This is a genomic window from Paenibacillus sp. R-74696 (assembly GCF_055814915.1).
In genome coordinates this window covers 69,534-83,692 of the sequence record NZ_JBPULM010000047.1, presented here as the reverse complement: position 1 = coordinate 83,692, position 14,159 = coordinate 69,534, and the positions used below count along the sequence as shown (strand labels likewise).

Below are 14,159 nucleotides of genomic sequence, written 5' to 3'. Positions count from 1 at the left end.
GCTCTGAAATTCATTCCAATTTCAACACAGTAAGGGGGGATTCCTAGTTATGTCGCTCATTTGCCAATGATCTCTTGACAGGATGAGGTTTGGCGATTATGATAACGTGCCAGTTAACTGAGCGAGGTAAAACAATAAAAAGGCTGACTTTTCGATGTGCTTTGGCACCGAATTGTCAGCCTTCTTTATTCCTGTAAGATTTATTAGGAAGAATTCGATTGCACGCTCGTTACGGTACTTTCTAAATAATATATATTAACTGCGATTTTTATGGTACGTTGTTACAAGTAATACTTTGTAATCAAATAGGAGGAATACTATCAATGAACTATGCTAAAAGGCCTGTGACCACTCTATTGAGCACTCTATTGATTACAGTTATGTTGTTTTCATCGTTTAATGTCGTTTATGGTGCAACAGAGTCTTTGGAATCTGACATCAAGGGAACCTGGGCAGAAGGACAAATTACGGCTTGGATCGACAAAGGCTTTATTAAGGGTTATGAAGATGGCAGCTTTAAACCGAACAATACCATATCAAGAGCAGAGTTTTTCGCTTTGATTAACCGTTCATTTGGATTTACCGAAACAGCACCGATTTCCTTTAGTGATGTAACATCATCTAGTTGGGCATATGCTGAGGTTTCCAAAGCTGTGAAAGCTGGCTACATAAAGGGATATGTGGACGGAACAATCGGTGTAAATAAACCTATTAGCAGGCAAGAAGTTGCAGTTGTTGTAAATCATCTTCTAGCTCTATCGAATATATCAAGTACGGAAGCAAGCTTTACCGATTCAGGCTCCATAGCTTCATGGGCGAAAGCAGCGGTTGATGCCACAGTAGCTAAAGGTATCCTGCAGGGCTATGCGAAGGACAATAGCTTCAAGCCTAGTAAACCTATTACTCGTGCTGAGGCAGTCGTTACCCTAGACCGTGCAGTGAATGCCAAAGCAACCGTTTACAGCTCAGCAGGAACCTATGGCCCTGCAACTGGAACGGAGACAATTGAAGGTGATGTAGTCATTAGCGTGACGGGCGTTACTTTGCAGAACATTATCATTACCGGGAATCTATTATTTAGTGAAGGCGTTGAAGAAGGCGATGCACGCCTTAATAATGTAACGATAAGGGGTGTGACCCGGGTAGAGGGTGGCGGCGTGAATTCCATCTATCTAAACCATACATTCGTAACTTCTCTTATCGTTGATAAGAAAAAAGGACCTGTTCGTATTGTCGTGGAGGGTTCCACAACAGTGGGAGAAGCTGCGATTCTTTCCCCCGCCACGCTTCAAGAATCGGGTACCACGGGGACTGGCTTCAGCAAGGTTATTTTATCTGAGTTATTATCCGCAGGTTCGAAGGTGACTTTAAAAGGAACATTTGATTCCTTAACGGTCAAAGGCAGTAAAATTCAGGTTGATATCCCTGAGGGCACTATCAAGGAATTTATCACAGCGTTAACAGCAACAGATACGACGCTTAACCTTGGCACTGATGCCAATATAGTTAGCCTTATCTTAGATACTGTAGCTAAGATTCTCGGAACGGGCACTATTGAAAAAGTGACGTTTAGCTCCGTTGCTAAGGACGGTACGACTTTTGAAAGCACAATTAGACTGTTGGATAAAGTGGGAAGTGCAGCTGCGTCGACTTCACCTTCGACTGGAGGAGCGGATACAACTGCTCCAACTCTATCCCATGTAACCAGTGGTCAAATTTCAGCTGGAGATAACGTATCGGGTAGAAGCAATGAAGGTGGCTATTTGTATCTGGTTCCTTCAACAACAGCGAAAACCATTACAGATCTGGAGCAATCTGTTGCGGACTCGTTAGGCAAAAAGCAATCGATAACAGCCAACGCAGATTCAATGATTAGCACAGTAGGTTTATCATTTGGTACTTATGTCGTTTATGCCGTTGATCATGCGAACAACATATCTATTGCTTCATCAGATATAGTCATTGGTACCAAACAGTTAACCGTCTCGAATTCAGCGCTGACAACAGAAAAAATGTATGATGGATCGACATCAGCAGCTGTGACAGCGGGCTCATTAATCGGAGTTGCTGCTGACGACACTGTAACCGTGAATGCAGTAGCCACTTACAATGACGCAGCAATCGGTATAGGCAAAACAATCACCGTGGTTTATACGTTGGGCGGAGCAAATGCAGCCAATTATATGGCGCCTGCAAGCTATACAGTAAATACAGGAGTCATTACAAACGCGCAGTTGACGATCGGGGATCCGGTATTCACACTTGTAGAAACGCAAGATGGAGATACATCATTAGTAGTTGCAGCAGGTTCTTTAGTTGGGGTTGTTGCGGGCGAAAATGTGACCGTGAATGCAGAAGCCGTTTATGATACATCTTCTCCAGATCATGCCAGACCATTAACTGTGGATTATGCAATAGCTGGTGCTGATCATGGGAATTATATGGCCCCTGTAAGCAATACTAACTACACGGTATACGTACAATCCAGTGTAGATACAGGTATTATCATAGACCTGATAACCACTACCAAAGTGTATGATGGAACGTCAGCAGCAGCTGTAGCAGCAGGTTCTAGAGATGGATCCTGTGTAGGCGAAGGGATTTGTCCGGAGGATGACGTAACGGTAGCAGCTTCTGGAGCTTATGATGATGAAAATGTAGGAACAAATAAGTCGATAACCGTGTCATATATGCTATTGGGGCCACCGATAGAGGTAGGAAACTATACGCCTCCAGCCAGCATTACAGTGACAGGTGCAATTACTGCAAAACAATTAACGATTACGGCACCAACAATAACAGCTTCTAAAGTGTATGATGGAACTGCAGTTGCAGACGTAACACCAGGTGCACTAACTAATGTGATTATGGGGGATGACGTACAATTACATGCTGTAGCCACTTACAATGACGCAGCTGTAGGAACGAATAAAGTAATAACGATTGAATATACACTTACAGGAGCTGATGCATTCAATTATATGGCCCCAGCAACCCAAACAGTAAGTACTGGTGAAATTACTGCTGCACGATAATATTCCTGTGCAAAGACTATTTACTCTATAAAAGCCTTCCTAAAGGAAGGGCATAAGCAACTAAGGCCTTCACCGTCGAATGGGACGGTGGAGGCTTTTTTAAATGATTTGATCGTCATGGAGAGAAAGTCGCTCTAGCTGCCAGTCATTAATTTGGTATTGATAACCATAATCATTTGGACTACCATACAAATAGGACGCTTACTCAAGGAGTGAAGGCAGATGCAAGGGGATAGGGGATCGACCAACCATTTTACAAAAGAGATGATTGATATGGCTGTTCGTCTATGGTCACGCTCTTCCATTTCATTAATAGATGTTCGCTACAAGCTGATTCATCCAGACAAGCCGATGTTAAACTATAAGCTGCCGACTAGTACGCTCGTCTATACCCAGGGGGGAACGGCTAGCATAAAATTGGATCGTATCTTCTATCAAGCGGGGAGATTTGGTATTTTCCATGGGGGGAAAGGGACGGAACTATCCATTCATCCTACCGATACAAGCTTGGAGATGTACATGGTCATGTATAAATCCGAAACGGCCCCATTTTATAAAAGAGAGCTTCATCGCTTGCTAGAGCAAATCAATCCGTTTATACAAGTGTATGGGTTCTCGCCGGAAAATCCCGTTTTTTTCATGGAGAAGTGCCGGAGCATGTATGAACACTGGAATCGGGAGTCTGCACAAAATCATTTTTATGCGAAGATTACGCTCTATCAGCTTATCTATGAAATATACAAGGAGCTGGAACAAGGGCATATTCACTACTTTGAGCCTGATTATGTGGAGCTGGTTAAGCAATACTTGGATCAAAATCATACCGAACCGGTGTCTATTGAACGACTGGCGGAAATGCTTCCTATTAGCAGGAGCCTTCTAAGTAAATTGTTTAGGAAACGCGAACAGAAAAGCTTACAGGCCTATTTGAATGAGAAAAGACTCGAGGCAGCCAAACGTTATTTGCAAAAACCGAATGTAACGATTCAAGAGGTTGCCAACGGATGCGGTTTTACAGATGAATTGAATTTGAACCGTATGTTTAAAAAATATATTCAAATGACGCCAAGCGATTATAGAAGAAAAATGATTGATAACTTTACCAAAAATGATATTGATAACAATTCTCACTATCTCTACAATGAGAGAGAACTAGACAGACTAGCGAAAATTACAGGAGACGGGGAGTTATCCATGTTTGGACAGACGAGAAGCAAGGAACTTTTTTTAGCGGCGGCCATAAGCCTCATGCTGCTCTTATCAGCATGTACATCGGCTGCACCAACGAATACAAGTTCTCCAAGCTCGGCACCGGCACAGTCGCAAGCTCAAGCAACGTCAAGTGCAGAAGCGAAGGAGACAGAGACAGCGGCACAAACACGAGTTGTCAAAACAGAGCATGGAGACGTTGAGGTTCCTGCCGATCCCCAGCGGATTGTATATTTGGTAGGCAATAATGTTGGCGATATTTTACCTTTCGGCAAGACCGTGGTTGGCGTTGATAAATACGGCGATCCATCGGAGCGGCCTGAAGAATGGATACAGCAATGGGGACAGTTTGTCTCAGCTGTTAAAGTGGTTCCGGGAGATGATCTGGAAGCCATTATGGCGCTTGAACCCGATCTTATTATTGGTTCTCCAACCTGGTCATCCTCCTCGATCGAGCAACTAAGTAAAATAGCCCCGACCATTTTCTATAATGAAATGGCTGCTTTGGAAGAGCGGATGAATTTCTTTGGTGAAGTGTTTGGCATGCCCGAGCGGGCCAGTGAACTGATCGCACAATATAGGGCTAAAGTCGAAGCCGCAAAGCAGCGTCTTATTGATGCGGGCCTTTATGATAAGAAAATTGCGTTTTTGCAAGGAGTGGAGGACGGTACCCCAGGCTTGCAAGGTGATAAAACGAGGGGAATTATCTACGAGGATCTAGGGATGCATGCGCCTGAAAGCATTGAAAAAGAGTTTTTTAACAGAGGGAATCCGAAATCGGAGGGCTATTATTCGCCCATTTCATTAGAGGTTATTGATCAATACTTGACCGATGCTGGGATTATCGCCTATTCGAATTTTGATCCAACTATAGAAGGCCTGGAAGCTAAGCTTTCTTCCGTTAGCATATGGAATACGATTCCGGCAGTACGAGAAAAGAATATTATGTTTTATCCAATTGGTGACACTCTAAATGATTATGACTATGCAAGCCGAATAGTCTCGTTAGATACTTTTGTCGATGCCTTGTTAGAGCTGCCGATTGCACAGAAGTAGCCCTCATTCGATAAAGAAGCGATGGTGCATGGGAGCCATAAAACCCACCTGGGCTGCTTCAGCCTAAAGGTGGGTTTTTCTGCTGGAAAAAAATGCTTTCACTTCGGGTGAATGGTTCTGCCTGCTGAAACGACCGCTCAGGTTATATTTTAAATTGGGCCATTTTGTCGAGTAATTCTTGAACCATATGGCTTAGCGCATCGGCGGAAGAGGCGATCTCCTCCATAGAGGCAAGCTGTTCTTCAGAGGCAGCGGCGACGCTATGGGCATTGCCTGATGTCTCCTGTGCGATGTGAGCCAGCTGCGCAGTCGTCGTAGTGATCTGTTCGGCGCTTGCCGATATTTGCTGGACCGAAGCGGATACCTCTTGAATTTGACTGTTGACGTCGGTCATTTCTGATGTGATTGCTTCGAATAACTTGCCGCTTTCTGCTACAGATTTCACCCCCGCTTCGACTTCCAAGCTGCCTTTGGCCATTGCTGCGGCGGCCTCTGCAGTATCATGTCTAACTCCTTCAATCAGTCCTCTGACCTGTTCAGCCGCATACTGCGTCTGTTCGGCAAGCTTGCGCACCTCTGAGGCAACGACAGCGAACCCCTTTCCTTGTTCACCGACACGGGCAGCCTCGATGGAGGCATTCAGTGCGAGCAGGTTCGTTTGCGAACTGATGCTTGTGATGATGCCGATTATGTTGCCAATCTCTTCTGACCGCTGGCTAAGCCGCCCAATCGCGCGCTCCGTATCAGTCACGGCAAGCTGCGCTTGCCCCATCTGGTTGACAGCTTGGAGGATACGGTTGCTGCCGTCGGCCGTTTGCTCCGCTACTCCGCTTGCCGATTCAGACACTTGCGCGGATGATTTGGAGATCCTCAGCACGCCAAGAGCCATTTCCGACATTACTGTCGTGGTGTGTTCAGCATGAGTATTTTGGGTCTGCGCTCCTTCAGCGGTATCTTGCATCGATGCGGCGATGGCTTCCGATGCTTGGCTCGTTTGCTCCGCACTCGCCGTCAATTGCTCTGACGTCGCGCCGATAGACATTGTCAAATCGGCAACCATCTGGAACATGTCTCTCAGCTTGTCCGTCATTACATTGAAATGCTGCGCTAATTGTCCAAACTCGTCGCCAGATTTCACTTCCAGCTTTTGCGTTAAGTCGCCTTCTGCCATTATTTGCAGCTTCCCGACTAGCGCACGAATGTGGCGCAGCACAATATAGCGGAGAAGGAGCGTCACAAGCAAACCGATCATAAGCATCGCAAAGCTGGCCATCAAAATCGAAATCATACGGTTGTGGGCATAGGTTGAGAAAATAATATCTTCCTTAACCGATGTTACGGCGTACCATGAAGCATTGCCTCCCGGCAGCTGGATCGGCTCAAATGAACGTAATATATTCAGTCCTTGGGAATTCGGAGTATAGCCCTTCAATGCTTCTTCTTCCTGTACCTGCTGCCAAAGCCTTTCATTTTGCTTGCTATCGCCGAATGGCTGGCCGAGCGAATCGGGGTTATCAGGATTGGCAACATAGTTGCCGTTTCCGGTTACGAGCGCAACATGGCCACCGAGTGGTTTATAGCTAGCGGCTTCCGTCTGCAAATGATCTAAGGAAATATCGGCTCCGATAATGGCCAGAAATTCGCCCTTCTCATCCACAATCGGCATGATGATCGACATTAATTGTACAGTCTGTCCGTCTATTTCCCAGGCGTAAGGCTCCATATAGACCATTTTTTTCGTCTGTTTAGGTATGTAATAATAATCGCCTAGCCCCGGACTTTCGTAGTCTACGTTCGGTTTTGCGACAACTGCGCCTCCACTGCGAACAATCCAAGGCAAGAAGCGCCCCGTCTTGTCATCGTAGTCCGTCAATGAAACAGATTCCGCGTCTTTGTTGTCGAAGGCATTCGGTTCCCATAAGGTATAGAAGCTAAGAAGCTCCGGACGCTGCTCCAGCATACGGGTCAACAGAGAAACGATATCTGCGCGCGACATGCTCCTATTTTCTCTTGCCTCAAGCAAGGTGTCCGACAAAGCGCCAAGTGTTGAATGGACGGATGTCAGCTGATTCTCCAGCATAACAGCGAACGCTTTGCCGGCATTCTGGGCTTCCAGCTCTCCTTTGGCTGAACTGACTTTTTTCAGTTGAGTTAGATTGACTGTGATTAGCGCGCTGAACACAAGGAGCAGCACGAGCCCTATCACCGATACTAGCTTAATCAGCAAGGATAAATTCCGTAATCTTCTCATGACGTCACTCCTAAGATGATTTATTTTACATAAATTAACAATTTATCATTATTGATTAGGGAATGCTGAAGCCTTTCGTTGATTCTATGTCGAAAAATGGGGTTTGATTTGATCATAGAGGGGAAGTGTTAGGTAAAGATAAAAAGTGTGGCCCAAATTATTTAGCTGATGTTTCTTACGTATGCAAGTCCTGCAAAAGCGGTCTGGGTGCCGGCAGCATCAGCAACGGTGCTTGTTCATTCTTCTCCCTTCGCGTAAAATATGATTGATAATCATTCTTAATTGATGGGCGGAAAAAGACAATGCTGGACACGAGAACTCACACGTTTGGAGACAGCCATTATATTCAGACCACGGACGGGCGCCAGCTGCATTATATGGAGAACGGAGCAGGCGAATTTACCGTCGTATTCGAATCAGGCATGGGCTTGTCCCGCTCCACTTGGGGGCTTGTACAGCCGCTAGTTGCAAAATATGCGCGAGCCGTCGTCTACGACCGCGCGGGCACCGGAAGGAGCCAGCCGGACGGGGCGCCAAGGACGCTGGCTAGAATAACGGAAGATCTGGCTTGCTTGTTGAACCATTTGGGAACAGGCCCATTTATCCTCGTCGGGCATAGCTGGGGCGGACCGATTATTCGCACGGCAGCTGCGATGAATCCAGCACACATACATGGGCTTGTTCTGGTCGATCCATCGGACGAGCATTGTGGGCTATATTTTGAACAATCGACAGTGAAGCATTACGCAAGAATGAATAAGGTGATTCCGCTTCTTGCAAGAACGGGTCTGTATCGGCTAATGGGGAGCAGGCCTGGCAGGCTCCTACCTAAGGATGTATATAAGGAACACTACAAGGAGGACTTCACTCTGCAGGCAGCTAGAACGATGTTAGCTGAAGGAGCGCCGTTCCTTGAGGACTTAAGAGCGCTTAGGGAGCATCCGCTTAAATTGGAGGCCATAGAGGTGTCCGTCATCTCTGGCACTCAAATGTCTCGTATGGAGCAAAAGTTTCGGCCTGCGCTTCATGAAGCCCATCGACAGACGGTCGCTGCATTAGCGAGAGGCCGTTTGATTGAGGCTCCGCATTCCGGGCACATGATTATGTACACAGAGCCTCGTCTAATTGTAGACGAGATAAAACGGATGATTGAATAAGCTGGGAGGTTGCCAACAGTGGGTTACGCTTACGAGGAGTTGGCTCAATATTTTGCTGATACGCCGCTTAGGCTGTACGGTGTATACCGAACGCGGCTTGAAGCGAACCGGATCTACGGTGGCCATGTGGACAAGCCGACGACAAAGTGTGCTGTCATTATTGCGCTGGATGGGGAAGCGGAGTTTATATTCGATGACAAGGAGCGTTATCTGCTAGTACCGGGCAAGGTACTGATCGGCGGCGCGGGTAGGCAGCTTGAGATTCTCTCCGGTGAACAAGGATTTCGGTATTGTTTGGCTCATTATTTACCCATTGATTCTATCCATGTCAAAGCTAACGAATTTATCGAATTGAATGGGAGTCCGGCTGGAGCAGCACCAGCGAGACAGCCACAGGATATTGTCGTGCTGGAGGCTGCGCTTTCGCCCGATCTTCTTCGGCTCGTTGACGCACTGATTGAGGCAGATTCCTTCCCCGATTTCATGAACTTGCTGGAGAAGAAGTCGATCTTCTATCAGGTCGTTGCCAACCTATTGCAATCGGAGCGGCATGGCCAGAATAAGGAAAGCTATCCGGTAATTGAGGATGCTATCCTGTATATCCAAGCGCATTTCATGGAGCCCATTACGCTTGCGGCGCTAGCCGAGCGATACAAGCTGAAGTCCAAGTATTTCTCGCATCTATTCACTAAGTATACGGGGATGGGACCCATCGACTACCTGATTCACTACCGGATGAACAAAGCGCAGGAGTGGCTGCAGACAAAGCAATTCTCAGTATCCGCCGTTGCTCGCAGCGTTGGATACGTAGACCCGTATTATTTCAGCAGATTGTTTAAAAAATATAAAGGAATCGCCCCCAGCCAGGTTGTACTGAGCAGCAGGGAGCTTGAACGCTGACGCGAAATGCCTGCCGTGGAAATCGTCCATCCCTTGAGCGGGAATCTCTCCATTCTCATCCAGTGCTTATGATGGTACTGTTTTAATAGTGAATGAGAATTGTTATCGGTAAAGGTAACAGAAAAGAGGATGTTAGTCATGTATTGGAATTCGAGAAAAACAAGTTATCCCGTAATCGTTGGATTGCTGAGCCTGATTTTGTTCTTGAGTGCTTGCTCTGGCCATGCGGGATCGAATAATGGAGGGGCGCCAAGCCCTTCACCAAGCCCATCACCGAGTGCCGTCAGCGAGCAGGAAAAGTCAGCGGCATTTCCGCGCACCATCGAGGCCGCCAACGGAAGCATTGTCATTGAGAAGCAGCCAGAGCGCATCGCGGTGGTTCACTGGGGCTACATAGAATCAATTCTGCTCTTCGATCTGAAGACCGTGGGACTCGCATTGCCGTTTACGAAGGAGAGCTCCTCGCTGGAATCGGACAACTACAAGCCTTATGTAGACAAGATTGACGAATTATTAGTTGTAGGCGAGAACACGACGGTTAACATGGAGAGTCTGCTGGAGTATGCGCCAGATCTCATTATTGCCGGGAACGCAATTAACGCTGAAGTAACCGATCAACTGGAGAAAATTGCGACGACGGTTGTCGTCGACGAGGCTCAGACCGACGTGTGGACCAACTGGCCGGCGCTCGTCACGAAGTTTGGCGAAATTTTGGGTCAAGAGGATGTGGCGACCGATTTCATCGCTGGATTCGAGAACAAAATCAAGGACGCCAAGGAAAAGCTGGCCGATGTAGAAGGCAACGTGGCATTTCTGCAAATTCGGGATAAGGTAGCCTACTTGGGTGGAACAAAAACGTTGACGCCATATTACGAGAAGGGACTCGACCTTAAGGCACCGGATGACTCCGTTATGGAGCAAGGCGTAGAGATGTCGCTGGAAGGACTGGCCGAGCTGAATCCGGACCATCTGTTCCTCGGTTATTTTAACTATAATAATCCTTCAATGGCTGCTGTCTCAGACGAGTGGGAGAAGAGCGAGGTATGGAAGAAGCTGAAAGCTGTCGAAAGCGGTCAAGTGTATGGGTTCAATGGTGCGCTAGGCATGGGCTACGGCCCGATTGGCCAGAGCTATGGCATTGACACGGTAGTCGAGGCGCTCGACAAGTAAATCCTGAATCATTGAATAGGCTTCCTCCTTTGGGGGAAGCTTTTTCTTAGTCTAGAGGGGGAGGAGGGGCTGTATCTTGTTCACGATTAACTTAAGAGAGCTTCTAAGAGGCCAAAAGCGCAGGTCTTGGGTTAATTCTGCCCAAGGACCTGCGCTTTCTTCATGAAACGATTCCTGTCTAGCTCATTGGGGATGTACACCACAGAATTAATCACTATTGGGACGATCCCTTCACAATAAGCATACGACTAAATAATGACTATTTAACTTCTGCCTCAGCTGGATCTGTGGAAGGCACGGGAACGGCTTCCGTTACGCTCGGTTGAATATCACTATCCGACTCAGACGGATCGGTGGAAGGCACGGGAACGGCTTCCGTTACGCTCGGTTGAATATCACTATCCGACTCAGACGGATCGGTGGAAGGCACGGGAACGGCTTCCGTTACGCTCGGTTGAATATCACTAGCTGCCTCAGATAGATCTGTGGAAGGCACGGGAACGGCTTCCGTTACGCCCGGTTGATTATTACTAGCTGCCTCAGATGGAGCGGTGGAAGGCACGGGAACGGGTTCCGCTGATGAGTTGGCCGTTTGATTTTGAGCGCTGGCCGCTTTAGCCTCAGCTACCTGGGGCGTATTGCCTGATGCCCATACCGCAGCGGATGTACTGATTAAAGCTACCGCAAATACGGTTGAAACAGATAGAAAAATGGTTTTCTTGCTCAGGTTCTTAACATTTAGCATCAGGGATAATCTCCTTTTTAATTGTTTTCCATCACCGGATAAAGAGGCGCCAAGCTGCACGGGGATATTTCTTGATTCTGAAATTACGTTTAAAATCGTTTGCCCGTAACGTATTCGCTCGGCCTGGGACATGCCTTTGACCACTTCTTCATCGCAGGATAGCTCGCTCCATGTATGAATGTCCTTACGAAGAAAATGAACAAAAGGGTTAAACCAATGCAGGGCGCTGGCTCCTAGAATACACACTTTAACCCATAAATCTTTGCGTTTCAGATGAATCAGCTCATGACGGATGATCATGCTCATGTCTACGCTTGCGGTACTCTCCATAGGGAGATAAATGACAGGCTTCCAAAGGCCAACAAGAATGGGACTCTGAATAGAGGAGCTATAAGCAAGCCGGACGTTGCTTTTAATTCCAAGCGCCTGCTTCATCAGGTAAAGCTGGTTAACCGCCTCGCTGTTTAATGGGACGGCTGTGCTCGTATTTGCCAGCTGCTTTAAAAATCTACGGTAACAATAAGTTTGCCAGGCTGCAAAAGCTAAAACTCCGATTGCCCATATGGCTATTACAAAAAAAGCCGCATTTGTTGAAATTGTCCATTCTGGAAAGAGCGGCTCAGGCTTGAAGCTCAATAATGCTCCGGGCTGGGCATGCTGTACGCTCGAAGCAGATTCATTCATGCTGGGATCGTTTGGCGTACGGAATGGAACTATTCGCGAAATCCACTGAATGATAAGAACGATGGGTAATAAATACAAGCCTACCGCCATTTTGTTAATGACGTACCGCCACTTCGTAGGCCAAATCGCGGTGGATAGGTGCTGTGTTAACCAAATAAATGTGACAACGACAGTTCCAGCTACGGTTAGGCTGGACATCAATGCAAAAAGGTTATTCATATGCAGCACCTACTTTTCCGACAGCCATTTTTTAAGTTCCGCGATATCCTCGTCGGATAGCTTATCACCATCGTACAAAGCCGAAACCATATTCTTTACGGAGCCTTGATATAAGCCATCCAAGACGTGCTGCGTCCCTATTAGCCTGTAATTCTCGGCCGAAATAAGCGGCTCGTATTTATTGATCCGTCCATGTCTTGTAGTAGTCAGCGCCCCTTTCTCGACTAGGCGCGAGAGGAAAGTAGAAATGGTCTGTGCCTTCCATTCCTTTCCTTTTAGAGCAAACAAGCTTAGAAGCTCAGTAGATGTGACTGGCGGGGTGCACTCCCAAATCACCTCCATTAGCTCTAATTCCGTATCCGACAACTTTTGGATCTGGTTCACTGTGAACACCTCTTTACTTCGTTATGCGTCCATAACGAGCTTAGTTACTACATGATGTAGTAACTAAAACCTACTACAATTTGTAGTAGGTTGTCAAGTTAGCGGATGGGTTTGACGCCCTCAAGTTAACTTGCTTATTGGTCAGAGTGTGCAATAAAAATAACCTCCCTTCGTTATGTACAACGTAAGGAGGTTATTTTTATTCTTATGATTACCGATCTTTCCTATTTTCTTGTAGTTCGTCCAATTGATGCTCCAAAAGCTCTAGCTGCTCTTTATTTTGCTGGACGGTGTCCATGTGTTCGTGATGTTGCTCTGCATTATCTAGCGCATTTTCTGCATGTGCTATTGAATCGTATGCTTGCTGAGCTGTTTGCTCTCCCGGATAAGACATCGCTTGCTTCACCGCATGATTTGCCTTTTGGACAGAGTTACTGAGCAAAGTGCTTGGATGATCATTTTTCCAGCTTGTGTCTGTGTGCTTAGCCAAGTGTACTTTTTCCCCCTCTCGATTAGGTCATGTTGTCCACACTATAGTTTTGTAAAATATCCAAGAAAATATGCATGGATTGCAGCTAACGAACAGACATATGAGCTGAAAATATAATAAAGCCGGTAGCTAAATAGCTGACTCAAGGTACAATTTACGCAAGTTTAAAAGCGCACGCTCTTTACTCTAAGAAAAAACCGTAGAACTGACTGTAAGTATTGAAAGCATACAATTTTGATAATTGAATTGATTCGATAGAGCTATTTCTTTCGAGTTCTAAAAAAGGTAAAATTTAAATTAAATTACTTTTGTATACTTATCCCCGTTGAAAAGAAGGGTGATTTGTAAGAGAAAACATGTGGAGGAAGTCGGATTACGGTACTTTGTACAATAGTACAAAAAAAAGTAGTAGGGGGAGCAATTTTGAATAAAACAATTAAAATAACACTTTTCATCGTAGCTATATTTTTATTGTTAGATTCTTTCGGAAATGTTTTTGGCGAAATGATATTTGTGAAGAAAATATTTGCAATATTAATTGCTGTTATCTCTTTGTTAATAGGGTATTTTCTTTACGAGATAAAAATAAAAAACAGGTGTGATTTTGTTGAGGAATAAATGGAAATTGAAATTTGTAATTGGAATAACAACGGGTACTATGTGCACCAACCATGGGTAGGTCCAGTTTGGTGTACTCCTAATTGAAAAGATAAAAACAACAGACTTTTACTTTAAGATCTAGTTTTTTGAATTTGAAGAGGTGCCAATATATGCGCTTGATCGTCCTTAACTGGAGGATTAAGCGCTGTTTGTGTGAGTTCAAACAAAGATTTCTGGGTAGAGAGCCACCACGTAGATG

The 14,159-nt window shown here is 45.9% G+C and carries 10 protein-coding genes; 6 read left to right on the top strand and 4 right to left on the bottom strand.

What is annotated here, in order from left to right; genetic code table 11:
• Positions 1-323: 323 nt before the first annotated feature.
• The gene (locus ACSR9A_RS27900) at positions 324-3,035 is read left to right on the top strand and encodes a YDG domain-containing protein (protein ID WP_473761392.1); all 2,712 of its coding nucleotides are present in this window, start codon (positions 324-326) and stop codon (positions 3,033-3,035) included.
• Between the two features lie 222 nt (positions 3,036-3,257).
• The gene (locus tag ACSR9A_RS27895) at positions 3,258-5,300 is read left to right on the top strand and encodes a helix-turn-helix domain-containing protein (RefSeq protein ID WP_473761390.1); all 2,043 of its coding nucleotides are present in this window, start codon (positions 3,258-3,260) and stop codon (positions 5,298-5,300) included.
• Between the two features lie 142 nt (positions 5,301-5,442).
• Here ACSR9A_RS27895 and ACSR9A_RS27890 read toward each other — a convergent pair whose 3' ends face one another.
• On the bottom strand, positions 5,443-7,551 hold the full coding sequence (locus ACSR9A_RS27890; RefSeq protein WP_473761388.1) for a methyl-accepting chemotaxis protein: 2,109 nt from the start codon (positions 7,549-7,551) through the stop codon (positions 5,443-5,445).
• Between the two features lie 302 nt (positions 7,552-7,853).
• On the opposite strand from ACSR9A_RS27890, the gene ACSR9A_RS27885 reads away from it, so the two are divergent.
• The 3 genes from ACSR9A_RS27885 (at position 7,854) to ACSR9A_RS27875 (ending at position 10,778) form a co-directional block, all read left to right on the top strand.
• A complete protein-coding gene (locus tag ACSR9A_RS27885) occupies positions 7,854-8,708 on the top strand; it encodes an alpha/beta fold hydrolase (RefSeq protein ID WP_473761386.1) in 855 nt (284 codons plus the stop codon).
• Between the two features lie 18 nt (positions 8,709-8,726).
• A complete protein-coding gene (locus tag ACSR9A_RS27880; RefSeq protein ID WP_473761384.1) occupies positions 8,727-9,608 on the top strand; it encodes a helix-turn-helix transcriptional regulator in 882 nt (293 codons plus the stop codon).
• A 138-nt stretch (positions 9,609-9,746) separates the two neighbouring features.
• Positions 9,747-10,778, top strand: a complete 1,032-nt coding sequence (locus ACSR9A_RS27875) for an ABC transporter substrate-binding protein (RefSeq protein WP_473761382.1) — start codon at positions 9,747-9,749, stop codon at positions 10,776-10,778.
• Between the two features lie 259 nt (positions 10,779-11,037).
• Here the strand turns inward: ACSR9A_RS27875 and ACSR9A_RS27870 are convergent, their stop codons facing one another.
• The 3 genes from ACSR9A_RS27870 to ACSR9A_RS27860 all read right to left on the bottom strand — a co-directional run bounded on the left by ACSR9A_RS27870 (position 11,038) and on the right by ACSR9A_RS27860 (position 13,300).
• Positions 11,038-12,426, bottom strand: coding sequence for a M56 family metallopeptidase (locus ACSR9A_RS27870; RefSeq protein ID WP_473761380.1), 1,389 nt, complete (start codon positions 12,424-12,426; stop codon positions 11,038-11,040).
• A gap of 9 nt (positions 12,427-12,435) precedes the next feature.
• Complete coding sequence (locus ACSR9A_RS27865) at positions 12,436-12,810, bottom strand: BlaI/MecI/CopY family transcriptional regulator (protein WP_473761378.1); 375 nt, start codon at positions 12,808-12,810, stop codon at positions 12,436-12,438.
• 211 nt (positions 12,811-13,021) lie between these two features.
• A complete protein-coding gene (locus ACSR9A_RS27860; protein ID WP_473761376.1) occupies positions 13,022-13,300 on the bottom strand; it encodes a DUF2564 family protein in 279 nt (92 codons plus the stop codon).
• A 423-nt stretch (positions 13,301-13,723) separates the two neighbouring features.
• Between ACSR9A_RS27860 and ACSR9A_RS27855 the strand changes: the two genes are divergently transcribed.
• Entirely contained in the window at positions 13,724-13,918 is a 195-nt protein-coding gene (locus ACSR9A_RS27855) for a hypothetical protein (protein ID WP_473761374.1), read from the top strand.
• The last annotated feature ends 241 nt before the right edge of the window (positions 13,919-14,159 follow it).

Excerpts from the sequence above, each read along its gene's own strand:
- ACSR9A_RS27885 (WP_473761386.1), top strand. The coding sequence starts at position 7,854 with ATGCTGGACACGAGAACTCACACGTTTGGAGACAGCCATTATATTCAG.
- ACSR9A_RS27895 (WP_473761390.1), top strand. The coding sequence starts at position 3,258 with ATGCAAGGGGATAGGGGATCGACCAACCATTTTACAAAAGAGATGATT.
- ACSR9A_RS27900 (WP_473761392.1), top strand. The coding sequence starts at position 324 with ATGAACTATGCTAAAAGGCCTGTGACCACTCTATTGAGCACTCTATTG.
- ACSR9A_RS27870 (WP_473761380.1), bottom strand. The coding sequence starts at position 12,426 with ATGAATAACCTTTTTGCATTGATGTCCAGCCTAACCGTAGCTGGAACT.
- ACSR9A_RS27875 (WP_473761382.1), top strand. The coding sequence starts at position 9,747 with ATGTATTGGAATTCGAGAAAAACAAGTTATCCCGTAATCGTTGGATTG.
- ACSR9A_RS27890 (WP_473761388.1), bottom strand. The coding sequence starts at position 7,551 with ATGAGAAGATTACGGAATTTATCCTTGCTGATTAAGCTAGTATCGGTG.